This window comes from Mesorhizobium sp. M0808 (assembly GCF_040320025.1).
In the GTDB taxonomy this organism is placed as follows: Bacteria; Pseudomonadota; Alphaproteobacteria; order Rhizobiales; family Rhizobiaceae; genus Mesorhizobium.
On sequence record NZ_JAMYOX010000038.1, the window covers coordinates 17952 to 40128 of the forward strand.

The 22177-nt window shown below is 64.6% G+C and carries 22 protein-coding genes and 2 pseudogenes; 11 read left to right on the forward strand and 13 right to left on the reverse strand.

From position 1 onward, the window contains the following. Window positions 1-136: 136 nt before the first annotated feature. Together NKI25_RS29025 and NKI25_RS29030 are read right to left on the reverse strand one after the other, a co-directional pair. Window positions 137-1567 carry an FAD-binding oxidoreductase gene (locus tag NKI25_RS29025; protein ID WP_352593273.1) on the reverse strand — a complete coding sequence of 477 codons (1431 nt, stop codon included), beginning with the start codon at window positions 1565-1567 and terminating at the stop codon, window positions 137-139. 9 nt (window positions 1568-1576) lie between these two features. After that, the gene (locus tag NKI25_RS29030; protein WP_352593270.1) at window positions 1577-2566 is read right to left on the reverse strand and encodes an L-threonylcarbamoyladenylate synthase; all 990 of its coding nucleotides are present in this window, start codon (window positions 2564-2566) and stop codon (window positions 1577-1579) included. A 159-nt stretch (window positions 2567-2725) separates the two neighbouring features. On the opposite strand from NKI25_RS29030, the gene NKI25_RS29035 reads away from it, so the two are divergent. Further along, window positions 2726-3157, forward strand: a complete 432-nt coding sequence (locus NKI25_RS29035; RefSeq protein ID WP_352593267.1) for a hypothetical protein — start codon at window positions 2726-2728, stop codon at window positions 3155-3157. Window positions 3158-3186: 29 nt separating this feature from the next. On the opposite strand, the gene NKI25_RS29040 is transcribed toward NKI25_RS29035, so the two are convergent. Next, window positions 3187-5949 carry a glycine--tRNA ligase subunit beta gene (locus tag NKI25_RS29040; protein WP_352784163.1) on the reverse strand — a complete coding sequence of 921 codons (2763 nt, stop codon included), beginning with the start codon at window positions 5947-5949 and terminating at the stop codon, window positions 3187-3189. 277 nt (window positions 5950-6226) lie between these two features. Between NKI25_RS29040 and NKI25_RS29045 the strand changes: the two genes are divergently transcribed. Continuing rightward, window positions 6227-6400, forward strand: coding sequence for a hypothetical protein (locus tag NKI25_RS29045; RefSeq protein WP_352593262.1), 174 nt, complete (start codon window positions 6227-6229; stop codon window positions 6398-6400). On the opposite strand, the pseudogene NKI25_RS29050 reads toward NKI25_RS29045, so the two are convergent. From NKI25_RS29050 to NKI25_RS29065, 4 genes and pseudogenes are all read right to left on the reverse strand, one after another. Then, a pseudogene (locus NKI25_RS29050) lies at window positions 6397-6579 on the reverse strand (glycine--tRNA ligase subunit alpha); the annotation flags it as partial. The gene NKI25_RS29045 and the pseudogene NKI25_RS29050 overlap by 4 nt on opposite strands. 147 nt (window positions 6580-6726) lie before the next feature. Next, window positions 6727-7440, reverse strand: a pseudogene (locus tag NKI25_RS29055) (glycine--tRNA ligase subunit alpha); the annotation flags it as partial. A 267-nt stretch (window positions 7441-7707) separates the two neighbouring features. After that, window positions 7708-9483 (reverse strand): tetratricopeptide repeat protein, encoded by a 1776-nt coding sequence (locus tag NKI25_RS29060; protein WP_031211039.1) that lies wholly within the window; start codon window positions 9481-9483, stop codon window positions 7708-7710. 209 nt (window positions 9484-9692) lie between these two features. Then, a complete protein-coding gene (locus tag NKI25_RS29065; protein ID WP_352593260.1) occupies window positions 9693-10298 on the reverse strand; it encodes a TetR/AcrR family transcriptional regulator in 606 nt (201 codons plus the stop codon). Window positions 10299-10402: 104 nt separating this feature from the next. Between NKI25_RS29065 and NKI25_RS29070 the strand changes: the two genes are divergently transcribed. Next, window positions 10403-11836 carry an MFS transporter gene (locus NKI25_RS29070; RefSeq protein ID WP_352593258.1) on the forward strand — a complete coding sequence of 478 codons (1434 nt, stop codon included), beginning with the start codon at window positions 10403-10405 and terminating at the stop codon, window positions 11834-11836. Between the two features lie 26 nt (window positions 11837-11862). Here NKI25_RS29070 and NKI25_RS29075 read toward each other — a convergent pair whose 3' ends face one another. Next, window positions 11863-12879 (reverse strand): polyprenyl synthetase family protein, encoded by a 1017-nt coding sequence (locus NKI25_RS29075; RefSeq protein ID WP_352593256.1) that lies wholly within the window; start codon window positions 12877-12879, stop codon window positions 11863-11865. Between the two features lie 160 nt (window positions 12880-13039). Here NKI25_RS29075 and NKI25_RS29080 point away from each other — a divergent pair, with 160 nt between their 5' ends. The 6 genes from NKI25_RS29080 to moaB all read left to right on the forward strand — a co-directional run bounded on the left by NKI25_RS29080 (window position 13040) and on the right by moaB (window position 16734). Beyond that, entirely contained in the window at window positions 13040-13264 is a 225-nt protein-coding gene (locus NKI25_RS29080; RefSeq protein WP_023674082.1) for a putative signal transducing protein, read from the forward strand. Beyond that, a complete protein-coding gene (locus NKI25_RS29085; protein WP_352593253.1) occupies window positions 13264-14064 on the forward strand; it encodes a tRNA1(Val) (adenine(37)-N6)-methyltransferase in 801 nt (266 codons plus the stop codon). Before NKI25_RS29080 ends, NKI25_RS29085 begins: the two co-directional genes overlap by 1 nt. A gap of 87 nt (window positions 14065-14151) precedes the next feature. Continuing rightward, window positions 14152-15009, forward strand: a complete 858-nt coding sequence (locus tag NKI25_RS29090) for a S49 family peptidase (RefSeq protein WP_352456850.1) — start codon at window positions 14152-14154, stop codon at window positions 15007-15009. Between the two features lie 81 nt (window positions 15010-15090). Next, entirely contained in the window at window positions 15091-15276 is a 186-nt protein-coding gene (locus NKI25_RS29095) for a membrane protein (RefSeq protein ID WP_023674078.1), read from the forward strand. Window positions 15277-15302: 26 nt separating this feature from the next. Then, complete coding sequence (locus NKI25_RS29100; protein ID WP_352593421.1) at window positions 15303-16205, forward strand: 4-(cytidine 5'-diphospho)-2-C-methyl-D-erythritol kinase; 903 nt, start codon at window positions 15303-15305, stop codon at window positions 16203-16205. Continuing rightward, window positions 16192-16734, forward strand: a complete 543-nt coding sequence (gene moaB, locus NKI25_RS29105) for a molybdenum cofactor biosynthesis protein B (protein ID WP_353000112.1) — start codon at window positions 16192-16194, stop codon at window positions 16732-16734. Before NKI25_RS29100 ends, moaB begins: the two co-directional genes overlap by 14 nt. A 33-nt stretch (window positions 16735-16767) precedes the next feature. On the opposite strand, the gene NKI25_RS29110 is transcribed toward moaB, so the two are convergent. After that, on the reverse strand, window positions 16768-17742 hold the full coding sequence (locus NKI25_RS29110; RefSeq protein ID WP_352449928.1) for a phytanoyl-CoA dioxygenase family protein: 975 nt from the start codon (window positions 17740-17742) through the stop codon (window positions 16768-16770). Between the two features lie 189 nt (window positions 17743-17931). Continuing rightward, the gene (locus tag NKI25_RS29115) at window positions 17932-18435 is read right to left on the reverse strand and encodes a glycosyltransferase (protein WP_352593249.1); all 504 of its coding nucleotides are present in this window, start codon (window positions 18433-18435) and stop codon (window positions 17932-17934) included. A 151-nt stretch (window positions 18436-18586) separates the two neighbouring features. Here NKI25_RS29115 and NKI25_RS29120 point away from each other — a divergent pair, with 151 nt between their 5' ends. Together NKI25_RS29120 and rnhB are read left to right on the forward strand one after the other, a co-directional pair. After that, complete coding sequence (locus NKI25_RS29120; protein ID WP_254818651.1) at window positions 18587-19741, forward strand: PA0069 family radical SAM protein; 1155 nt, start codon at window positions 18587-18589, stop codon at window positions 19739-19741. A gap of 165 nt (window positions 19742-19906) precedes the next feature. Beyond that, on the forward strand, window positions 19907-20602 hold the full coding sequence (rnhB, locus tag NKI25_RS29125; protein ID WP_352593246.1) for a ribonuclease HII: 696 nt from the start codon (window positions 19907-19909) through the stop codon (window positions 20600-20602). A 180-nt stretch (window positions 20603-20782) separates the two neighbouring features. Here rnhB and NKI25_RS29130 read toward each other — a convergent pair whose 3' ends face one another. The 3 genes from NKI25_RS29130 to NKI25_RS29140 all read right to left on the reverse strand — a co-directional run bounded on the left by NKI25_RS29130 (window position 20783) and on the right by NKI25_RS29140 (window position 22166). After that, entirely contained in the window at window positions 20783-21274 is a 492-nt protein-coding gene (locus tag NKI25_RS29130; protein WP_352593243.1) for a F0F1 ATP synthase subunit B, read from the reverse strand. A gap of 10 nt (window positions 21275-21284) precedes the next feature. Then, window positions 21285-21860, reverse strand: coding sequence for a F0F1 ATP synthase subunit B (locus NKI25_RS29135; protein WP_352622998.1), 576 nt, complete (start codon window positions 21858-21860; stop codon window positions 21285-21287). 81 nt (window positions 21861-21941) lie between these two features. After that, window positions 21942-22166, reverse strand: coding sequence for a F0F1 ATP synthase subunit C (locus NKI25_RS29140; protein WP_006206606.1), 225 nt, complete (start codon window positions 22164-22166; stop codon window positions 21942-21944). Window positions 22167-22177 lie beyond the last annotated feature (11 nt).

Sequence of the window (22177 nt, forward strand, 5' to 3'; positions counted from 1 at the left end):
CCGGTTTTCCCAGCCTCGTTTGTGGAGAAACATTAGCGCGGGCTTCTTATCCTCGCGCTTAAGAAAGTCGGTTAAATTTTGCTGATCCGGGGCGGATGGTTATCGGAATGCCAACCGGCGCAGGCCGGCGAAAGGATCAGATAACCTTACCCGGATTCATGATGCCGGCCGGATCGAAGGCGGCCTTCACCCTGCGCATCAGCTCGATCGCCATCGGCGGCGCCGTCGCGATCAATTCGTCCCGCTTCAACTGGCCGATGCCGTGCTCGGCCGAGATCGAGCCATGAAACGCGCGCACGACGTCGTGCACGGCCTTGTTCATGACGTGGTAAAGGCCGAGAAACGCCTCGTCATCGCCGTCGGCCGGCCGGGAGATGTTATAGTGCAGGTTCCCGTCGCCCATGTGGCCGAAGCAGACGACGCGCGCGCCGGGACTGACCGATTGCACGGCGACGGCGGCCTTTTCAATGAAGGGCGGGATTGACGCCACCGGCACCGAGACGTCGTGCTTGATCGAGGCACCTTCCGGTTTCTGCGCCTCGGGCAGCACCTCGCGGAAATTCCAGAACGCATCGCCCTGGGCCATGCTTGCCGCGATCACCGCATCGCCGACGATGCCTTGCTCGAGGCCTGCCTCCAGCACCTCCTCGATCAGCGCCCTTGCGTCGTCGGCCGAACGGCCCGACGAGATCTGCATCAGCACATACCACGGCCAATCGCCGGCAAGCGGCCGCACCACGCCTTGTGCGTGGGCAAGCGTGAAGTCGTAGGGCCTCTGGCCGATCAGCTCGAAGGCGGTGAGCGCTGCCCCTGCACGGTCCATCGCCAGGCTGAACAGCGACAATGCCGCCTCCGGCGATGACAGGCCGGCAAACGCCACCTCGCGCCCCTTGGGCTTGGGGAACAGCTTGAGCACGGCGGCGGTAATGATGCCGAGCGTACCCTCGGCGCCGACGAACAGGTTCTTCAGATCGTAACCGGTATTGTCCTTTTTCAGCTTGCGCAGATCGTCGAACACTTCGCCGGTCGGCAGCACCACTTCGACGCCGAGGCAGAGCTCGCGCGCATTGCCGTAGGCAAGCACGCCGGTGCCGCCGGCGTTGGACGAGAGATTGCCGCCGACCTGGCAGGAGCCTTGCGCGGCAAGCGACAGCGGAAACAGCCGGTCGGCGGCATCGGCCGCTTCCTGCAGCGTCTGCAGGATGACGCCGGTTTCGACCGTCACCGTGTTGGACAGCGTATCGATCTCGCGGATGCGGTTCAGCCGCGACAGCGACAGCACGATCTCGCGGCCGGATGCGTCCGGCACCTGCGCGCCGACCAGCCCGGTGTTGCCGCTTTGCGGCACAATGGGCGTGCCAGTTTCGGTCGCCAGCCGCATGATGCTGCTGACCTCCTCGACGCTCCCCGGCCTCAGCACCAAAGCCGTCCTGCCGTGCCAAAGTCCGCGCCGCTCGGTGAGGTAAGGCGCGATGTCCTGCTGGTCGCGCAGCGCATATTTGTCGCCGACGATTGCCGCAAAGCGCGCGACGACGGCGGGGTCGAGATCGGGGGAAATGTCGTTCATGGGTGGAAACTATGGTGCTGAATCCATCTTGTCACGCGGGGCGATCTTGTCACGCGGGGCGGCGGCGCGCGAAAGCCGGTCATTGATCGCCTCGCCCAGCCCGTCGAACGGGATCGGCTCGACGGCGATGGTTTTGGCGCCACTGCCATCGAGATCCTGCAGATGGGCGAAGAGATTGCTTGCCGCCTCGCGCAGGTCGCCGGTCTCCGACAAGTTGCGCAGGGCGGCTGCATCGCGCCAGCCTTCGGCACGGCGGCGGCCGAAGGCCAGCAAGGCTTCGCCCGGTGCGACCTCCGCAGCATTGAGCCGCACTGCCGCACCTGGGGCATAGTGCGAGGCGAGCATGCCGGGCGCCTCGATGCCCGAAGCGCCGCGCAGCAACTTTGTCCCGGCCACCGCTTCGATCTCTTCGGCGGCAATGCCGCCCGGCCGCAGCAGCCGCAGCTTTCCAGCTTCGACCTTGACAATGGTCGATTCCAGCCCGACCGGCGTCGCGCCGCCATCGACCACAAGCTTGATCCGGGGACCGAGATCGGCGGCCACGGCCTCGGCCGTCGTGGCGCTGATCCTGCCCGAGGAATTGGCGCTTGGCGCCGCCAGCGCGCGGCCGAACCTGGCGATCAGCTCGCCGCCAAAGCCTTTCGGCATGCGCAGCGCGATCGTTTCCAGACCGGCGGTGACCAGCGGATGAATGCCGTTGCCGGGCCGTTGCGGCAGCACCAGCGTCAGCGGCCCCGGCCAGAATGCCTGCGCCAATCTTTCCGACAGCGGATCGAACATCGCGATGCGCTCGGCCATCGCCGGGTCGGCTATATGGGCGATCAGCGGGTTGAAGCGAGGGCGGCCCTTGGCTTCGAAGATACGAGCCACGGCAACGCCATTGGTCGCGTCGCCGGCCAGCCCATAGACGGTCTCGGTCGGGATGGCGACGACATCGCCGCTCTCGAGCAGCGCCAACGCCCTTTCCATCGCCTCGCCGACGGCACGAATTTCAGCCACTGTCGTCACCTCACGGATGCGGGTGCCTAATACGCTGACGCCGACGGAGCAAGTCCGGGCGTAGGCGAATCGCAAATCACTAAAATGCTCTGTTTCCCCGCAAGCCGGCATCAACTGCCCTCGGCTACGGTGCCGTCTTGTTGGGCAAGGGGAATTATCATGCTTTCGATGCGTATCCTTGGAGCGCTTGGTCTGGCGTTTATGGCCGGCACGGCACAGGCCTCGTCGCTCGTTTTTCTCGGGCAAACGACGGCGACGCCTTCGGTTGTAAGTGCCGGCGCGCTCGAACGGGCGAAAACACCGTCGATCGACGCGCTCGGCGAGAAGCTGCCTGACGTCAATGAAAACGTCACCGATGAAAAGGTCGCGGCAATCCCGAGCCAGCCGAGTCATGGCTTCGACGGAAGTCCGATGATCATTCGCGGCGGTATCGTCGGCGATGCCTTTGCAACGCCCGCGCCCAAAGCCGCGCCGGCCAATTCTGCCGCGCCCGCCGCGGACAGCAAAGCCGACCCAAAGGTCGCCAGCAAAACCCCTGAGGCAGCTGCGCAGCAGCCTGCGCCGCTAGCAGCTCCCGACCAGCCGAAATAGCGCCACAAGCGATGATTTTTTCCCAGACGTCAGCCGGCTATCTTGGAGAAATCGGCGACCCGGTCGGTCGCCGCGCGGATGCGGGCGAGCAATGCCAGGCGATTGGCGCGCACCGCCTGGTCCTCATCGTTTACGAGGACTTTCTCAAAGAATGAATCAACCGGCTCGCGCAACACGCTAAGCGCCAGCATGGCGGCGGAAAAGTCTTCGTTTTGAATTGCTTCGCCGGCTTGCCTCTCGGCCTGATTCACCGCCGCGAACAAGGTTTTTTCGGCGTCCTCCCGGAACAGAGCCGGCTCAACGCTGCTTGCAATCGCCGTCGCCTTCTTCTCCTCGGCAGCCACGATGTTGGCCGCGCGCTTGGTGCCGGCAAGCAGGTTCCTGCCGTCCTCGCTGTCGAGGAAGGAGCCAAGCGCTTCGACGCGGCGGACGATTTGAAGGAGATCGTCGTTGGACGATTGGCCGATCTCCCCCCTTGAGGGGGAGATGCCCGGCAGGGCAGAGGGGGGCGCGACAGAATGAGACGCCGGCGGGACAGCGCCCCCCGCTGTCGCCTTCGGCGACATCTCCCCCTCTAGGGGGGAGATTGGGCGCGAGCCCGCCGCCAGTACGGCGTCGATGAGATCATGCCGCGCGCCCTGATCGCGGAGATAGACTTTTAGGCGATCGTGGAAGAAGGCGAGGAGGTCGCGGGCGCGATCAATCTCCCAATCCTGAGGCGGTACATCGGCGTCGCTAAACATCAGTTGAGAGGCGCGTTCGGATAGGCTGGTCAGTTGGCTCAACAAGCCTTTTCCGGACAGTTCTTCCATTGCTCGCATGGGTGCAAGCCGAGCCTCGGCTTTGCCGGCCTCCTTTTGAAGCAGTTGCGCCATTAGATGACGCCCTGAACGGATAAACTGCATAGCAATCTCCAATCGGACCTCATTCTCGACCAAGATTCTGATCACTCCCAGTGCTGCACGACGCAGCGCAAACGGGTCCTTCGATCCGGTGGGCTTTTCATCAATGGCCCAAAACCCGACCAGCGTATCAAGCTTGTCAGCAAGCGCCACGGCCACCGACACCGGATCGGTCGGCACGCGATCGGACGGGCCCTGCGGCTTGTAGTGCTCCTCGATGGCGGCGGCGACTGATGGATGCTCGCCCTGCAGCAGCGCGTATTTGCGGCCCATGGCGCCTTGCAGTTCCGGGAACTCGCCGACCACCTCGGTGGTGAGGTCGGCCTTGGCGAGCACGGCGGCGCGGCGCGCGAGCGCGATAATCTCCCCCCTCGAGGGGGAGATGTCGCCGAAGGCGACAGAGGGGGTCGGCACGTCCTGATGCGGCTTCCTATTTTGGACAGAGGACGCCGGCGCTTCACGCGAAGCGACCCCCTCTGGCCTGCCGGCCATCTCCCCCTCAAGGGGGGAGATTGCGCGCGCCACGATTGGTGCTAGTTCTTCGGCCAACCTGGCAATCCGCTCCACCCGCTCGCCTTGCGTGCCGAGCTTGGCATGAAACGTTACATTGAGGTGGTCGAGGCGGGCCATGCGCTGGTCGAGTGGCTTGTTGAGGTCGAGTCCGAACTTTTGCGCCGATGCCTGCAGCTGGTCGAGATCCGGCAGGTCGCCCTGGTCGGTCTTCCAGAAATAGAGCGCGTCGGACAGGCGCGCGCGCACCACCTTGCCGTTGCCATGGGCGATCTCCTTGCCGCCATCCTTGGCCTCGATATTGGCGGTCAGGATGAAGCGGTTGGAGAGCGGCGATTGGCTGATCTCCCCCCTTGAGGGGGAGATGGCCGGTAGGCCAGAGGGGGTCGGCACGACCTGACGCGACTCCCTATCGCGGACAGGGGATGCCGCCGATCCACGCGAGGCGACCCCCTCTGTCGCCTTCGGCGACATCTCCCCCTCGAGGGGGGAGATTTGGCGCGTCGTCACGAAACACTTCTGGTTGGCGCGGATGGTGAGCCGGATCACCTCGGCCGGAATGGCCAGAAAATCCTGCTCGAATTCGCCCATCAGCACGACGGGCCATTCGACCAGGCCCGACACTTCCTCCAGCAGCCCCTCGTCCTCGACGAGGTCGAGCCCGCTGGCGAAGGCGAGGTTCCTGGCATCGGCAAGAATGATCTCCTTGCGTCTGTCGGCATCGAGCACGACCTTGGCCGCCTCAAGCTTGGCGACATAATCGTCAAAGCGGCGCACCGTGATGGTGCCCGGCGCATGAAAACGGTGACCGTAAGTGACGTTGCCGGAGCGGATGCCGTCGATCTCGAAATCGACGACCACCGGCTCCTCGGTTTCGGGCCCGAAGGTGCACAGGATCGATTGCAGCGGCCGCACCCAGCGCAGCGAGCCGGGCTTGGCCGAAGCCGGCCCCCAGCGCATCGATTTCGGCCAGGGGAAATTGCGGATGATGCCCGGCACCAGCTCGGCGATGATCTGCTCCGCCGGCCTGCCCGGCCTGGAAATATGGGCGACGTAGAAGTCGCCCTTCTTCGGATCGGAATGAACATGCGCCTCGGCAATCGAGGCAAGGCCGGCCTTGCGCAGAAAACCTTGCACCGCCTGCTCGGGGGCCTTGGTCGAGGGCCCCTTGATCTCCTCGCTGATGTCCTTCGAGCGGGCGGTCAGGCCGCGGATGTCGAGCGCCAACCGGCGCGGCGTCCAATATTCGCGCGCCGCCTCATAGGTCAGCCCGGCTTCGACCAGACCGTCGGTCAACAGCTTTCGGAGGTCGCCGGCCGCCTTGCGCTGCATGCGAGCGGGGATTTCCTCGGAACGAAGTTCTAGAAGCAGGTCAGGCATTGAAAGAGCTCACGCGACAAGAAACAGCCGCCGCTTCGCGGCGTCCTCCCCCATCGAGGCGAAGGTAAGCGGGGCATAGCAACTCGGTCGGCTGCTGTCACCCTTCCCAGCAAGATCGGGCCTGCGCGATCGGAACATCTAACGGCGAATTCCGAAAAAATTCAGCCGCCTGTCGGACACACGCCGGTCCGCCCGTCCTTGGATCAAAGATTTCCATGAACCGAACGCAGCGCTGAAGCGACCAACGCTCAGGCAGAGAGCTATTGGCTGAACGAGCATGAAAACGGCATCGACATTCCTGAAGATCCTCGCGCTCAGCGCCTGTTTTACAGCGCAGGTGCACGGCACGTTCTCGATGCCCGGCGTCAGGCAAGCGCTGCGGACAATAGCCGGTGCAAGCGGCCAAGGCACGTTGCCAATCAGTGCCCCTGCCGAAACCGCCTGGAGCTAAGCGGCCATTCCGCCCGCCTGCGTCAGCAGAAACGCCTCGCCGCAGGCCTTGGCCAGATTGCGCACCCGCAAAATATAACTCTGGCGCTCGGTGACCGAAATGACGCCGCGTGCGTCGAGCAGATTGAAGACGTGGCTGGCCTTGATGCACTGGTCGTAGGCTGGGAAGACCATGCGGTGATATCCCTCCCCCTTGAGCGGAAGGTGGCCAGACAAGGTCTGGCCGGGAGGGGTCGCTCGTGCAGTGCTCGACGCCTGGCCTGCGGTGCCTTCCGAGGCGACCCCCTCTGCCCGCTTCGCGGGCATCTCCCCCTCGAGGGGGGAGATAGGCGCGCCGGCTTGTAGCAGCGCCTTGCACTCGGCTTCGGCGTCTTCGAAATGGCGCAGCAACATCGCGGTGTTGGCGAATTCGAAATTATGGCGCGAATATTCCTGCTCGGCCTGCAGAAAGACGTCACCATAGGTCACCTTGTCGGCGCCTTCGCGGCCGTTGAAGTTGAGGTCGTAGACATTGTCGACGCCCTGCACATACATGGCCAGCCGTTCCAGCCCATAAGTGAGCTCACCCGCCACCGGTGCGCATTCGATGCCGCAGACCTGCTGGAAATAGGTGAACTGCGAGACCTCCATGCCGTCGCACCAGCACTCCCAGCCCAGCCCCCAGGCGCCCAGCGTCGGGCTTTCCCAGTCGTCCTCGACGAAGCGGATGTCATGCAGCAGCGGATCGATTCCGATCGCGGCCAGCGAGCCGAGATAAAGCTCCTGCAGATTGGGCGGATTGGGCTTCAGGATCACCTGGTATTGGTAATAGTGCTGCAGCCGGTTCGGGTTCTCGCCATAGCGGCCGTCCTTGGGGCGGCGCGAGGGCTGGACATAGGCCGCGTTCCAGCGTTTTGGGCCGAGCGCGCGCAATGTCGTTGCCGGATGGAAGGTGCCGGCGCCGACTTCCATGTCGTAAGGCTGGAGGACGACGCAGCCATAGTCCGCCCAATGATTATGCAAGGTCAGGATCAGCCCTTGGAACGAGCGGCTGGGGTGCATGTGGGCAGGAATGGTCACGGCGGCCTCGGCGGGAAAGGCGGGATGCCGGCACGTCCTAGATGCCTGGCCAGCAAGCGTCAAGGCAGAGGGGTCAGGCCTTTGAAGGTGTTCCCTTCTCCCCTTGTGGGAGAAGGTGGCCGAGCGAAGCTCGGTCGGATGAGGGGTGTTCCAGCTTGGCACCGACGGCAATCCGTCCAACACCCCTCAACCGTCTCGGCGCTGCGCGCCGATCCACCTTCTCCCACAAGGGGAGAAGGAAAGAAGGGGTCACCCCTTCGGCGCGGGCGCCGGCACGGGCTTTACGTTCGGGGTTTCCTGCGCTGTGTTGGATTCGATCGGCGGCAGGCCTTTCATCAGCTTTTGCTGCAAGGCGGCAAGCACGTCCGGGTCCGGCTTCAGGTCGCGGGCCTGGTTCCACTGGAAGGTGGCTTCCAGCTTGCGGCCGACGCGCCAGTAGACGTCGCCGAGGTGATCGTTGAGCACCGGATCCTCCGGCTTCAACGAAACGGCGCGTTCCATTTCGCGCACCGCATCGTCGAACTGGCCAAGGCGGTAATAGGCCCAGCCCAGCGAATCAACGATGTAGCCGTCGCTCGGCCTCAGGTCGACGGCCTTCTGGATCATCGCGAGGCCTTCCTTGAGGTTCATGTTCTTGTCGACCCAGGAATAGCCGAGATAGTTCAGAACCTGCGGCTGGTCGGGGTAGAGCTCCAGCGCCTTGCGGAAATTCGGCTCGGCCTTCGGCCATTCCTTCAGTCGCTCATAGGCGATGCCGCGCTGGTAGAAAATGTTCCAGTTGGCGGCGGTCGGCGTCTTCAGCACCTCGACTGCCTTGTCGTAAAGATTGGCGGCGGAGCGGAAATCCTCCTTCGAGGAATAGACGCCGCCGAGCGCCAGATAGGCGCGCATGTCGTCTGGATGCGCATCGACGATGGCCTTGAGGTGAGCGATCGCCTCGTCGTTGCGGTCGAGATCGGCAAGGTTGAGGCCAAGCTGCAGGTCCGAAAGCTCCTTCAGCGGCGAGCCAGCGGGAATGCGGCGATAGAGCGCGATGGCGCCCTCGCCGTCCTTCAACTGCTCGGCAACGGCGGCGAGCTGAACGAGCGCCGCGTCGTTGTCGGGCCGCAGCGCCAGCGCATATTGCAGATAAAGCCGCACGAACGGCTCGCCACCGCCGCGGTTGAGCGCGGTGGCGAGATCGAGCAGGATTTCCGAGGCGCCGTCCGACGGACCGGCAACGAAGGGCTCGATCTTTTCGCCCTTGTTGATCTTGTCGCGAAGGGCCGCAATCTCGACCTTGCCGGGGGCGAACGCCTCGGCCTTGTCGAGCACCGACAGCGCCTTGGCCTTGTCGCCTTTGCGGGCGAGGAAAGAGGCGTAGGCCTGCGCGTTGCGCATCCATGTTTCGGGGGCCGCACCGCCTGCCGCCGTGTCCTGCACGGTGGCGGTGTAGAGCGCATCCGCCCTGTCGGGCAGGCCGGAGGCGTCGGCAATCAAGGCGCGGTGGAAGGACTTGAACAGGCTGAACCAGTCGGGGCCCTGCAGCTTGTCGATGGAAGCCATGGCCTCGCCGGCGTCACCCGCACCTTGCTTGGCCCAGCCGGTCATGACGCCGGAGATCAGCCGGTCGAGATCGGATTCGAGCGACAGCTTGAGCCAGTATTCGGCCTTGGAGAAATCCTTCTTGTGGAAGGAATCGATGGCCAGCGCCAGGCGCGAGAAGCGCTCGACGTCGGGAACCGCCTTGAGCTTGTCGGCATAGACCAGGGATTCGTCGAAGCGACCCTGCGCGATCAGCGACAGCATCAGGCTCTGCTGCAGTCCCGTATCGTTCGGATCGAACGCAAGCGCCTGCTTGTAATAGGAAATGGCGCTGTCGAGGTCGTTGTCGCCGTCGGCGATCCTGGCGGCAAGATAGGCCCCCGAGAAGGATGTGATCCTGACCGGCTCGGCGGTCTGTTTGGCATGCGCCGGCAAAGCCGAGATCGCCATGCCCGTCGCGATTGCCAGCCCCGTCAGCCAGCGCGCATATCCTTGCCGCATCATATCCCTTTCAGCCAAACGCCATCTCCGCGTCAGCGGGATCGCCGTAGACTCGATCTTTACAGATAAAGCATGGCCTTTTTGGGGTCGTGCTTCAACCCGGCCCGAATTCACAATCGGGTCAAGCAATTAATAAACCATGCCGAAAGAGGTCGCGCGACTGCATTGCGACAATCCGGCAATGGCAAACCGGCGTCACGGCCCGGAACTCAGGACGTTTGCCAAAGGCTTGGATCGAGCGCCTGCATGGCGATGGTGACAAGATCGTGCAGCCGCTTTTTCGGCACGCCGTCGCGTGCCTGGACCGAAAGGCCGTGCATCAGCGTGGCGTAATAGTCACCCAGCGTCTCGGCATCGGTATCCGGCTTCAATTCGCCATCGCGCACAGCCTTTTTCAATCGCTCGACGATCGACGCGGTACGCGCCAGCCGATGCTCCGCCAGCCATTGCAGCACGGCGTCATTTTCCACGGCGCAATTGGTCGCGGCCGTCACCACCATGCAGCCCTGCGGCCGCCCCGGCCTCGTATAAATTTCTACGGCTTCGCGAAGCATGCGCTCGATGACGCGCCGGACATTTGGTTCTTCCTCCAGCGCGCGCGTGGCGAAGCCGCCCTCATTGGCCTCGTAAAGCGCCACCGCTTCGCGAAACAGATCCTCCTTCGAGCCGAAGGCGGCATAGATGCGCGCCGATGCGAGGCCAAGCGCCGATACGAGATCGGCCATCGAAGTGCCCTCGTAGCCGCGCCTCCAGAAAGCGTCGCGGGCTTTCTCCAGCGCCTGGTCGCGGTCGAATTGCCTTGGCCTGCCTGCCATGGCGGTCTCCAATTTTTGTCGATCAACAAATAATCCGCTTGACTTGGGATTGCAAATCTCAGTTCTTTGTCGATCATTAAATAATTGTCGACAAGGAGTCCGACATGAGTTCACTCGATCAAGGCGCGCCGCTCGGGGCGATAACGCAAGGAGCAAGCACGGCGAAACATGGCGCAACGCTGGCGCTGCTCGCCTTCGCGCAGCTCATCATCTCGCTCGACCTCAACATCGTCTTCGTGGCGCTGCCGGAGATCGGCGCCGGCCTCGGATTTTCAGGCCAGACCCTGCAGTGGGTGGTCAGCGCCTACACCGTGTTCACCGGCGGCTTCCTGCTGTTCGGCGGCCGGGCCGCCGACCTGATCGGCCAGCGCCGCGTCTTCATCTTCGCGCTCTGGCTCTACGCGCTCTCATCTCTGGTCGGCGGCCTCGCCTGGTCGCCGGAAATCATCATCGCGGCCCGCGCCGTGCAAGGCATCGGCGCCGCGTTCCTGTTTCCTGCGACGCTGTCGCTGATCAACCGCCTGTTCGCCGAGGGACCGGAACGCAACCGGGCGGTCGCCGTCTGGGGCGGCGCGGGCGCCAGCGGCCTGACGCTCGGTTCGCTTGCCGGCGGGTTTCTGACCAGCGCCTTCGGCTGGCCGTCGGTCTTCTATGTCAACGTGCTGCTGGCCGGGATCGCCATCATCGCGGCTTTCGCCATCATCCCGCGCGATCGCAAGTGGCACGAGCAGCGCAGCTTCGATCTGCCGGGCGCTCTGACCGTCACCGCCGGCGCGACGCTGCTTGTCTTCACCCTGGTTCAGGGGCCCGAATATGGCTGGGGCTCTGGCGCAATCATCGCCAGCGCGGCACTGGCGGCATTCTTCCTGATCGCCTTCACCGTAATCGAGGCCAACAGCGCCGATCCGCTGATGCCGCTGCGCCTGTTCCACAACCGCAGCCTTGTCGCCGGCATGACGATAACCTTCCTCTGCATGGCCACTTTCGGCGCGCTGCCCTACTTCCTCACCGTGCTGCTGCAGAACGTGCACGGCTTCACTGCCTTGCAGACGGGCCTCGCCTTTCTCGTGCCGTCGGTCGCCATCGCCACCGGTACGCAAGCCGGCGAGCGTCTGGCAACGCGCTTTTCGACGCGCAGCACCCTGGTCGGCGGCATGATCGTCGGCGCGGTCGGCACAGCATTGATGGTATCAGGCGCGACTGCCGACAGCAGCTATCTGTCCCTCGTACCCGGCCTGATCGTCTCCGGCGTCGGACAAGGCATCGTCTGGACCGCAATGTGGATTGCCGCCGCTTCCGGCGTTGCCCATGACCAGCAAGGCGTCGCCTCGGGGATGGCTTCGACGACGCTCAATGTCGGCAACGCCATCGGCATGGCCGTGCTGATTGCGATTGCCAACAGCCAAATCGGCGAATTGTCCGGCAATGCGTTGAAAATTGCCGTCGCCGACGGCATCCAGGTCGCCTTCTGGCTCGCGGCGGCGGGTATCGTCGTTAGCCTGCTGGCAGCAATGGTTCTTCCGGCAAAGGCTCGATGAGAACAAGCGCGGGGCGCCGATGCCTCTCAATTCACCCGGCTGATGCAGAAATCGATGACGTCGATCAGCGCCGATTTCTGCGGCGTCGCCTCGAGCGGCGCCAGCGCGTCGCGGGCGATCTCGCCGAAATGGCGGGCGCGCCCGATGGTGTCGGCAATTGCGCCGTGGCGGAGCATCAGGCCGATGGCCTTCTCCAGCCCGGCATCGTCGGCGGCATTGTCCTCGATGGCGCGTTTCCAGAAGCTGCGCTCGGCCTTGGTGCCGCGCCGATAGGCGAGGATCACCGGCAGCGTGACCTTGCCCTCGCGGAAATCGTCGCCGACATTCTTGCCGAGGTCCTTGCTGGTGCCGCCGTAATCCAGCGCGTCATCGATCAGCTGGAAGGCAAGGCCGAGATTCATGCCGTAGGAGCGGAGTGCTGCGCGATCATTGCGCGTCGCCTGAGCGATGACGGGGCCGACCTCGGCGGCGGCCGAAAACAGCGCCGCGGTCTTGGCCTTGATCACCGCGAAATGCTCATCCTCGGTGGTCTCGAGGTTTTTTGCGGCAGCGAGCTGCATCACCTCGCCTTCGGCGATGACCGAGGCCGCGCTCGACAGGATATCGAGCGCTTCAAGCGAGCCGACATCGACCATCATGCGAAAGGCTTGGCCGAGCAGGAAATCACCGACCAGAACACTGGCCTGGTTGCCCCAGATCATACGCGCCGTCTTCTTGCCGCGCCGCATGCCGCTTTCGTCGACGACGTCGTCGTGGAGAAGTGTCGCGGTATGCATGAATTCGACCGATGTGGCGAGCTTGACATGGCCGTCGCCGGAATAGCCGAACATCTGGGCCGCGGCGAGCGTCAGCATCGGCCGCAGCCGTTTGCCGCCGGACGAGATCAGATGGTTGGCAATCTCCGGGATCATCTCGACATCGGAGCCGGCCTTCGACAGGATCAATTTGTTGACGCGCCCCATGTCGGCCACGGTCAGGTCGATGAGGTCCTTTATCGAGGCGGCTTCGCGCTTCCCGTTTTCAATGTTGAGAACGACACCCACGGCAAAACTCCCAACCTCGATATGCACGACGGCAACATGGTCCCTGGACAGACTCTAGGGTGTCACCCACCGGCGCGGCAAGAGGCGAATTGGCGCGCCGGCTCTGGTACATGATCACGCCTACGTTTACATCAACGCCGCAAACTGCGAGTTTCATCCGATGATAGAGCTCATCCGCACCAACGACGCCGTCATCATTTCGTTTGTCGAATCGCTGATGCGCGATGCCGGCATCGGCTGTTTCGTCGCCGACCAGAACATGAGCGTCCTCGACGGCTCGATCGGCATCCTGCCCCGCCGTGTCATGGTGGATGCCGACAAGGCCGATGCGGCGCGGCGCATCCTGACGGATGCCGGCATCGCCAACGAGATCCGCCAAAAATAATGTCCGCGTCGCCCGCTGCCCTTGTCCCGGACATGCCGGCTCATACGGTCGACGCCTTCCATCGCGGTCGCTTCTGGCTGGTGCAGCCGAGAAAGGCGGGCCACCGCGCCGGCATGGATGCGATGATGCTGGCGGCTGCCGTGCCGTCCTCGTTCGCCGGGCGGCTTGCCGACTTTGGCGCGGGTGCCGGTGCCGCCGGCCTGGCGGTACTGTCGCGCTGCCCCGCTGCAGAGGCCGTGCTTGTCGAGCGTTCCCCGGAAATGGCGGCCTTCGCCACCACCACGCTTGCCCATCCCCGCAATGCGCATCTCAGCGACCGCGCCTCGGTGCTCGTCGCCGATGTCGCGCTGTCGGGCCGGGCGCGAACGGCCGCCGGCCTCGAGGACAACAGCTTCGATTTCGTCATCATGAACCCGCCGTTCAATGCCGCCGAGGATCGCGCGACGCCCGATCCGCTGAGAAAGGCCGCGCATGTCTCGGAGGATGGGCAGTTCGACAGCTGGATCCGCAGCGCGGCCGCGGTGGTCAGGCCGGGCGGCGGGCTGGCCGTCATCGCCAGGCCGGAACAGCTCGGCGCCATCCTCGATGCCATCGCCGGCCGCTTCGGCGATGCCGAGATGCTGGCCGTCCACCCTCGCCCCGAGGCGGCAGCGATCCGCATCGTCGTCCGGGCAATTCTCGGCGCACGCGGCAAACTGTCGATCCGGCCGCCGCTGATGCTGCATGCCTACTCAGGCAATGGCCCCTCGGAACGGGCGGAGCTGATCAATAACGGGCTGGCGTCGCTGTTCGGAGATTGATCCATTTTGATTGCCGGGGTGACGGCATTGCCGTTGGCCGGCGAATTCCTACATGCCTCAAGCATATCGACCGGAGACAGCCCCCTCGTGAAACGCCTTTTCAACCGCCTGCTGCCGAAATCCTGGCGCTCCACCGTCGTCACCATTCCGGTCATCCGGCTGCACGGCACGATCATGCCCGGCGGCGGCCAGTTCCGGCCGAGCCTGTCGCTCGCTTCCACCGCCGGCCTTCTCGAAAAGCTGTTTTCCTTCGACGCGCCGGCGGTCGCCATCTCGATCAATTCGCCAGGTGGCTCGCCGGTGCAGTCGCGGCTGATCTTCAGGCGCATCCGCGACCTGGCGAGCGAGAAGAACAAGAAAGTCCTGGTTTTCGTCGAGGACGTGGCGGCCTCGGGCGGCTACATGATCGCGGTCGCCGGCGACGAGATCTTTGCCGACCCGTCCTCCATCGTCGGCTCGATCGGCGTGGTGTCGGCCTCGTTCGGCTTTCCGGAGCTGTTGAAGAAGATCGGCGTCGAGCGCCGCGTCCACACCGCCGGCCAGAACAAGGCGGTGCTCGACCCGTTCAAGCCGGAAAAGAAGGAAGACGTCGAGCGCCTGAAGGCGCTGCAGCTCGAGGTCCACGAGACCTTCATCGATCTCGTCAAGGACAGGCGCGGCAGCAAGCTCAAGGACGATCCCGACCTGTTCACCGGACTTTTCTGGACGGCCAAAAAGGGGCTGGAGCTCGGGCTGGTCGATGCGCTCGGCGACATGCGCAGCGTGCTGAAGAGCCGTTTCGGGCCGAAAACCCAGCTCAAGCTGATCACCGCGCCGCGCGGCCTGTTCGGCCGCTTCGGCCTGTTCGGCTCGAGCTTTTCGGCGCCCGATATTGCCGCCGCCGCGGCAAGCGGCGTCATCGATGCGGCGGAAGAGCGCGCGCTGTGGGCGCGCTTCGGGCTTTGAAAAGCTGGTGAAAGCGTCTAGCATAAATCATCAACCGACCCGACCGGCCGCCTTGCCGGCCTTGCGAGGGAGGAGTTTGACATGCCGCAGATCATTTTCTTCGCCGTCGTCGGCATTGCCGCCTATTTCGGCTACCGCTCCTTCGTCAGGGAAGCCGAGCGTGTGACCGCCAAGGTGCGGCGTACCGAAAAGCAGGCCGCCAACGGCACGATGGGAACATTGGTCAAGGACCCGAAGACCGGCGAATACCGTCTGGCCAAGGATTGACCGTCGTCCCCCACGCGGCCGAGCCAGTGAACTCCGAGGCCAGCATCCGGGCGTCGCACGCGCACGCCAAGATAAATCTCGCGCTGCACGTCACCGGCCGGCGCGCCGACGGTTATCACACGATCGAAAGCCTGGCTGTGTTCACGCGCTTCGGCGACCGCATCGAGACGGAACTTGCCGACAGCGATGGGTTTTCCGTGTCCGGCAAATACGCCTCCGCGGTGCCGGTCGACGACAATAATCTGGTGGTGAGAGCGCGCGATGCACTGCGGCGCGAGGCCGGTCCCCAGCACGCACCTGCTGTCGCCATCAGGCTCGAAAAGAACCTGCCGGTCGCGTCCGGTGTCGGCGGCGGGTCGAGCGATGCGGCGGCTGTGCTGCGCGCCCTGGTCCAGACCTGGGGACTTGATGTCGGCGATGCCGAACTGGCGCGGATCGGCCTGTCACTCGGCGCCGACGTGCCGATGTGCCTCGCAGCCAAGCCGCTGATAGCCCGCGGCATCGGCGACGAGCTGACGCTCGTGCCGGGTTTCCCGGCGCTGGGTCTGGTGCTCGTCAATCCCGGCACTGCCGTCTCGACGGCCGACGTGTTCGAGGCGCTTGGCCGCCGCGACAATGCGGGGCTGCCGCCGCTGCCGCGCAACCTCGACTTCCACAGCATCCGCAACTGGCTGGAGATCACCCGCAATGATCTCGAGCCTGCGGCGCGCGCAATCCAGCCCGCGATCGGCAAGGCGCTTTCCGTGCTCAACAAGGCCGGAGCCGGTTTTGCCAGGATGTCCGGTTCAGGCGCCACCTGCTTCGGGCTGTTCGAGACCGGCAATGTGGCCAAGCGCGCGGCCGTCGATATTCGCAGCCGCCATCCCGACTGGTTTGTCGCGGCGACGCGAAGCGTGACATCGGAGGTTGATGCCCATGGCCAGGATTGACGAGAGCCGCCCCTTCGTTCCCGTGCGCATCGCGGTACTGACCGTTTCCGATACGCGCAGCCTCGCCGACGACAAATCCGGGCAGACGCTGGCCGACCGCATTGCCGAGGCTGGCCATGTCCTGGCCGCCCGCGACATCGTCACCGACGACCGCGACAAGATCCGCGACAAGGTCCTGGGTTGGTCAAGGGACGAAGCGATTGATGTCGTCATCACCACCGGCGGCACCGGCTTCACCGGCCGCGACGTGACGCCGGAAGCGCTGGAGCCGATCTTCGAAAAGCGCATGGACGGCTTTTCCGAAGTGTTCCACCGCATCTCCTACGACAAGATCGGCACTTCGACGATCCAGAGCCGGGCAACCGGCGGCGTCGTCAACGCCACCTTCGTTTTCGTGCTGCCGGGCTCGCCCGGCGCCTGCAAGGACGCCTGGGACGGCATCTTGAAGCCGCAGCTCGATTATCGGCATATGCCCTGCAACATCGTCGAGATCATGCCGCGGCTGGACGAGCATTTGCGGCGCGGCTGAGACGAACCGAGGTATCAGCCAAGCGACCTCGGTTTAGCGAATGACCGGCTCGCCGTGAAAACGCCGGCGCGACGGCGGCGACACGCCGAAGCCAACCTCCATCATCAGCCGCGGCGTGCGCGTCGGCACGGTGCCCATATGGAAGCCGAACGGATCCTCGACAAAGCCGAGGCCGGCCGGCCCGGTCAGCGTGACCGGGCTCTGCTCGCCGTAGACGCCCAGCACCTCTTCCGCCGAATGGCCGACCAGCAGCGTCAGCTGATGCTTCAGGATGCGGCGGTTATGGGAGCCGCGGACATAGACATGCGGCCCAGTGTCGGCGTCGACCGGCACCAGGTAGAAAAAGAACTTCAGCATGCGCCAGTCGTCGAGGTCGAAATGGTATTTGCCGAGCGAGGCCATGTTCTTGTCGGCGTCCGAGACGCCACCGGTCGGAAAGCTCCACCAGACGCGGGTCGTGATCAGCTTGGCCTGGCTGCCGAGATAGTGCGCTGCGATATCGAGAAGCAGCGGATCGCGCTGCACGGCGACCGCAGCGTTGCAGTCGAGGACCCGTTCGAAATAGTGACCGCTGAGCAGCGGGCGGCCGAAATGCTTTTCGGCATCGGCGTGTTTTTCGGGCAGGAATTCCAGCCGGCGGTCGAAATTGCCGAAGCATGGCGTGCGCTCGGCGAAGCGGGCGATCTCCTCATGGATGGCGGCCGGCAGCATCAGGCCCGAATAGAGCCCCTCCGTCCGCAGCGCGCCGACGACGGCATCGCGATCGACGCCGGCGAACATCGTTTCACCGACATTGCGCGCCGGCGGAACCGGCTTCGCGCCGCGCCAGTGCAGGCGCCGCGCCGGCATGGTGCGCGCCAGCATGAACATCGGCAGCCATGCCGGATTCTCGCGAAGGTCGGAAAGATAGGTCGGGATGCGGGCGGCGATGCGGCGCAGCGTACCGCCGTTGCGTGCGATCGCCTCGAGGCTTGCAGCGCCGGACTTGTCAGGGCTTGAAAGGGTCATCGGGGTCCTCACAATATCGAGGGAACAGCATCGACGTTAGTCGTCGCCGCTCCGGCACACCCCAAACCCTATTCGCCCATATCGCCGGGAATGGTAACCCCCGGCCAGATTTTGTGCAATGCACAATAAACGACGACCCGCCAGAAAATTTGCTTTGGGGCGGGTTCCCCGGACCGGGACGGTAAGCCGTCAATTCCGCGGCGCGACCCAGATCTCGGCGTGGAGCCTCCTGGTCGCCAGGCCGCGGGCGATCGCTTCGGCGCTGCGGGCGTTCTTCGACAGCGCCGCGGCCTGACGCTTGCTGATCACCAAGCCTTCGGCGAGAGCGCGATTTCCGGCAAAGACGCGCGACAGGAACGGCGCGCGGCTGCCGCGTGCCCGCGAGAACCGCGCCGCCATGGTTTGCCTGGCGGTATGGGCGACGACCTCGTCGATCCAGCCCTCTCCCAGCCGCGCGCCCGGTTCCAGCAAGAGCAGCCAGTCGCCCTTGGCCTGCCTGATGCCGGCGGCGATGCCGCCGCTGACATAGTGGCAGCCGGCATGTTCGGCGACGCGGTGCGTCTGATCGGTCGAGCCGGTGTCGCAGACGAGAACGTCGCGCACCACGCCTTCGACCGCGCCGCCGATCAGCGAGGCGAGCGTGCGGGCAAGGCCCTCCTCGTCATTCAGGGTTTCGATCAGGACGCTGAGCATGTTTAGCCGAATAGCGGAAAGCGGTGGGCAGCGCCAGTTTTTGCGGCGCGCCGCGAGAAAGTTCTTGCTTTGTTCTCATCAATACGATAGGAATACATTCATGAGCAGAGCGATTCGACAGCGGGCGGACAGTCCCTGGGAAAGGGCCAAGATGGAACAGATCGTGCGTGCCGACATTGCAGCCTTCGGCGCTGGCAGGGCCGAAATGGCGAATGCTATGATCGAGCAGAGCGGCATGCGCGTCCGTCCGGACCGCAATCGCGGCAGGTCGGCGGGCATCAATCCGTCCGGCCGTTTCGAGCCGGTCAGCAGGCATGTGTTCGACGATGGCTGGAATTCGCTGGAGGAGCTGCCGCCGTTCAAGACCGAGGTACAGGTCGAGAAGCCGCGCACCATCATCACGCGCAACGAATCGCCCGACATCTCCTTCGACCGCTCGATCAACCCCTATCGCGGCTGCGAACATGGCTGCGTCTATTGTTTCGCGCGGCCGACGCACAGCTTCATGGGCCTGTCGCCGGGGCTGGATTTCGAATCGAAGCTGTTTGCCAAGCCGGATGCGGCGCGGCTGCTCGACAAGGAATTGTCCAGGGATAATTACCAGCCGCGCACCATCGCCATAGGCACCAACACCGATCCTTACCAGCCGATAGAGAAGCAATACCGGATCATGCGCGAGATCCTCGAAGTGCTGGAGGCGCGCGGCCATCCGGTCGGCATCGTCACCAAATCGGCACTGGTGACGCGTGACATCGACATTCTGTCACGCATGGCCGAACGCGGGCTGGCCAAGGTGGCATTGTCGGTGACGACGCTCGACCGCATGCTGGCGCGCACCATGGAGCCACGCGCGTCGACGCCGACCAAGCGGCTGGAGGCGATCAGGCAGCTTTCGGACGCCGGCATTCCGGCCTCGGTGATGGTCGCGCCGATCATCCCCGGACTGACCGACCCGGAAATGGAGCGCATCCTCGATTCGGCGCAGGCAGCTGGCGCACGCGAGGCCGGTTATGTGCTGCTGCGCCTACCGCTGGAGGTCGCGCCTATCTTCAAGGACTGGCTGCTGCGCCACTATCCCGACCGCTATCGCCACGTCATGTCGCTGATCCGTTCGATGCGCGACGGCAAGGACTACGATTCGGAATGGGGCAAGCGCATGAAAGGCTCCGGCCCGTATGCCTGGCAGATCGGCCGGCGTTTCGAGATCGCCGCCAAACGGCTCGGCCTCAACGCCGAGCGGCGCTCGCTCAGGACCGACCAGTTCGTCCCCGCTGCCAAGGCAACCGAGCAGCTGATGCTGCTGTGACAAAGCGTCTCGCGCCAGCCGCTTGAAGCGGCCGCAGCAGGCGAAACATCCCGTCCGGCCTGTCCTGTCCCCGGGCTTGCAGACGGTAGCCCCTCCTGGTCCGGTGCCCCGCCCGACCCGGAGGGACTTGCGGAGAATCGGAGCCGATGCGAACCTCGCCGCACCATGGCTCGCCCGCGTTCCGATTCTCCGCTTCTCTTCGAAATCGTCGAGAAACCCGACTTCTCGTTCGAGACGAAGGCGGTGGCCGAAGGCCTGTGGCCGGTGGCGGGGATGGACGAGGCCGGCCGCGGCCCGCTCGCCGGGCCGGTGGTAGCGGCAGCGGTGGTGCTCGATCCCGCCAACATCCCCGACGGCCTCGACGATTCCAAGCGGCTGACGCATTTGCAGCGTGAGGCGCTGTTCCTGAAAATCCTTGGCTCCGCACTCGCCGTATCGATGGCGTCGGTCAGCGCCGAAGGCATCGATGCCTCCAACATCCTCAAGGCCAGCCTGGAGGCGATGCGCCGTGCCGTGGCCGGCCTGTCAATCCGGCCGAAGCTGGCACTGGCCGACGGCCGCGACGTGCCGCCCGGCCTGCCCTGCGAGGGCAAAGCACTGATCAAGGGCGACCAGCGCTCGCAGTCGATCGCCGCAGCCTCGATCGTCGCCAAGGTGATGCGCGACCGCATGATGTGCGGCTGCGGCAGCCATCATGCGCGTTACGGCTTCGAACTCCATATGGGCTACGCCACTGTGCGCCATCGCACGGCGATCGATCTGCATGGACCAGTGGCGCGGCTGCACCGCGCCTCCTTCGCGCCGTTCCGGTTCGGCGGCACCGAGGTGCTGGAGGAAGAGGGTTTTTCGGGTTTGGATTGAGCGATTCGGCATGGTGTGATCTCCCCCTCGAGGGGGAGATGTCGCCAAAGGCGACAGAGGGGGTCGGTACGTCCTGGCGCGACGCCATGCGGGACGAAAGAGAAGGCTGGCGCTTCACGCGCGGCGACCCCCTCTGGCCTGCCGGCCATCTCCCCCTCGAGGGGGGAGATTACGCTCCGCTCAGTTCAGCTTCGACTTCAAATCCTGCAGCGAGGCGTTGAACAGGTCGGCGCCGGCCTTGGCGTCGATCTTGCCGGCCAGCAGCGCGCGCGCGGCTTCGACCGCGATATCGACGGCGCTGGTGCGCACTTCGCCGATCGCTTCGCGCTCGGCCTGGCCGATCTTCTGCTCGGCCAAGGCGGTGCGCCGGGCGACATAGTCCTCGGTCTTCTTGTGCGCCTCGGCGGCAAGCATGTCGGCTTCACGCTTGGCGGCGGCGACGATGGCCGCGGCCTCCTGCTCGGCTTCCTTGCGCTTGCGCTGGTATTGGCCGAGCAGTTGCTGGGCCTCTTCGCGCAACCGCCGCGCTTCCTCGAGCTCGGAGCTGATCTTGTCGGCACGCGCATCGAGCGCCTTGGCGATCATGCCCGGCACCTTGATGTAGATGGCGATGCCGAGGAAGATTACGAGAGCAACCGTTGCCCAAAGCGTCGCGAGAGATGTGGCGTCCATGATGCGCTCCTCACCCGGCCACGGATTTGACCGCGGCCGCGATTTCGGCCTTGCTGGCCTTGCCGCCGACAAGCGCCTCGACGATGGCTGAAGCGGTATCCTCGGCGATCGTGCCGACTTCCTTCATGGCATTGGCCTTGATGGAAGAAATACGCGCCTCGGCCTCGCCAAGCTTCTGGTCGAGGGCGGCTTCGATCGTCTTGCGGGCAGCTTCGGCTTCCGCCTTGGCCGCATCGTTGGCCTGCTGGCCGATCGCATTGGCCTTGCCCTTGGCTTCCGCCAATTCCTGCTCATAGGCGGCAACGGCGGCATCGGCCTCGCTTTTCAGCCGGGCAGCATGGTCGAGATCCTGGGTAATGCGGTCGTTGCGCACGTCGATGATGCCACCAACGCGCGGCATCACCACCCGTTTCAAGAAGAGATAAAACAGCCCGAAGGTGATTGCCAGCCATAGAAGCTGCGAGGGGTACGTCGCCGGATTGAATGGCGGGAACGTGCCGTGCGCCTCGGCAGGCACACCGGTGCCAGCGCTGCCACCTTCGACGGCGGGCGCGGGCTCTTGCGCAAAGGCAGATGTCACGAACATGGACTATCCCCGAAATTCAGGCCCGCCGCAGGATCGCGGCCGGCCTGTTCAATTCTTCCCAATGTTCAGCCGAACAAGCATTCAGCCGAACAGGGCGAGAAGCGCGATGAGAAGCGAGAAAATACCCAGCGCTTCGGTCACGGCGAAGCCGAAGATCAGACGGCCGAACTGGCCGTCGGCGGCCGACGGGTTGCGCAGCGCGCCCGCCAGATAGCTGCCGAAAATGTTGCCGAGGCCAATGCCCGCGCCGCCCATGCCGAGGCATGCGATGCCGGCGCCGATGTACTTTGCTGCTTCTGCGTCCATTTATTCAACTC

Excerpts from the sequence above, each read along its gene's own strand:
- NKI25_RS29025 (WP_352593273.1), bottom strand. The coding sequence starts at position 1,567 with ATGAACGACATTTCCCCCGATCTCGACCCCGCCGTCGTCGCGCGCTTT.
- NKI25_RS29035 (WP_352593267.1), top strand. The coding sequence starts at position 2,726 with ATGCTTTCGATGCGTATCCTTGGAGCGCTTGGTCTGGCGTTTATGGCC.
- NKI25_RS29040 (WP_352784163.1), bottom strand. The coding sequence starts at position 5,949 with ATGCCTGACCTGCTTCTAGAACTTCGTTCCGAGGAAATCCCCGCTCGC.
- NKI25_RS29045 (WP_352593262.1), top strand. The coding sequence starts at position 6,227 with ATGAAAACGGCATCGACATTCCTGAAGATCCTCGCGCTCAGCGCCTGT.
- NKI25_RS29060 (WP_031211039.1), bottom strand. The coding sequence starts at position 9,483 with ATGCGGCAAGGATATGCGCGCTGGCTGACGGGGCTGGCAATCGCGACG.
- NKI25_RS29065 (WP_352593260.1), bottom strand. The coding sequence starts at position 10,298 with ATGGCAGGCAGGCCAAGGCAATTCGACCGCGACCAGGCGCTGGAGAAA.
- NKI25_RS29070 (WP_352593258.1), top strand. The coding sequence starts at position 10,403 with ATGAGTTCACTCGATCAAGGCGCGCCGCTCGGGGCGATAACGCAAGGA.
- NKI25_RS29080 (WP_023674082.1), top strand. The coding sequence starts at position 13,040 with ATGATAGAGCTCATCCGCACCAACGACGCCGTCATCATTTCGTTTGTC.
- NKI25_RS29085 (WP_352593253.1), top strand. The coding sequence starts at position 13,264 with ATGTCCGCGTCGCCCGCTGCCCTTGTCCCGGACATGCCGGCTCATACG.
- NKI25_RS29095 (WP_023674078.1), top strand. The coding sequence starts at position 15,091 with ATGCCGCAGATCATTTTCTTCGCCGTCGTCGGCATTGCCGCCTATTTC.
- moaB (WP_353000112.1), top strand. The coding sequence starts at position 16,192 with ATGGCCAGGATTGACGAGAGCCGCCCCTTCGTTCCCGTGCGCATCGCG.
- NKI25_RS29110 (WP_352449928.1), bottom strand. The coding sequence starts at position 17,742 with ATGACCCTTTCAAGCCCTGACAAGTCCGGCGCTGCAAGCCTCGAGGCG.
- NKI25_RS29115 (WP_352593249.1), bottom strand. The coding sequence starts at position 18,435 with ATGCTCAGCGTCCTGATCGAAACCCTGAATGACGAGGAGGGCCTTGCC.
- NKI25_RS29120 (WP_254818651.1), top strand. The coding sequence starts at position 18,587 with ATGGAACAGATCGTGCGTGCCGACATTGCAGCCTTCGGCGCTGGCAGG.
- rnhB (WP_352593246.1), top strand. The coding sequence starts at position 19,907 with ATGGCTCGCCCGCGTTCCGATTCTCCGCTTCTCTTCGAAATCGTCGAG.
- NKI25_RS29130 (WP_352593243.1), bottom strand. The coding sequence starts at position 21,274 with ATGGACGCCACATCTCTCGCGACGCTTTGGGCAACGGTTGCTCTCGTA.
- NKI25_RS29135 (WP_352622998.1), bottom strand. The coding sequence starts at position 21,860 with ATGTTCGTGACATCTGCCTTTGCGCAAGAGCCCGCGCCCGCCGTCGAA.
- NKI25_RS29140 (WP_006206606.1), bottom strand. The coding sequence starts at position 22,166 with ATGGACGCAGAAGCAGCAAAGTACATCGGCGCCGGCATCGCATGCCTC.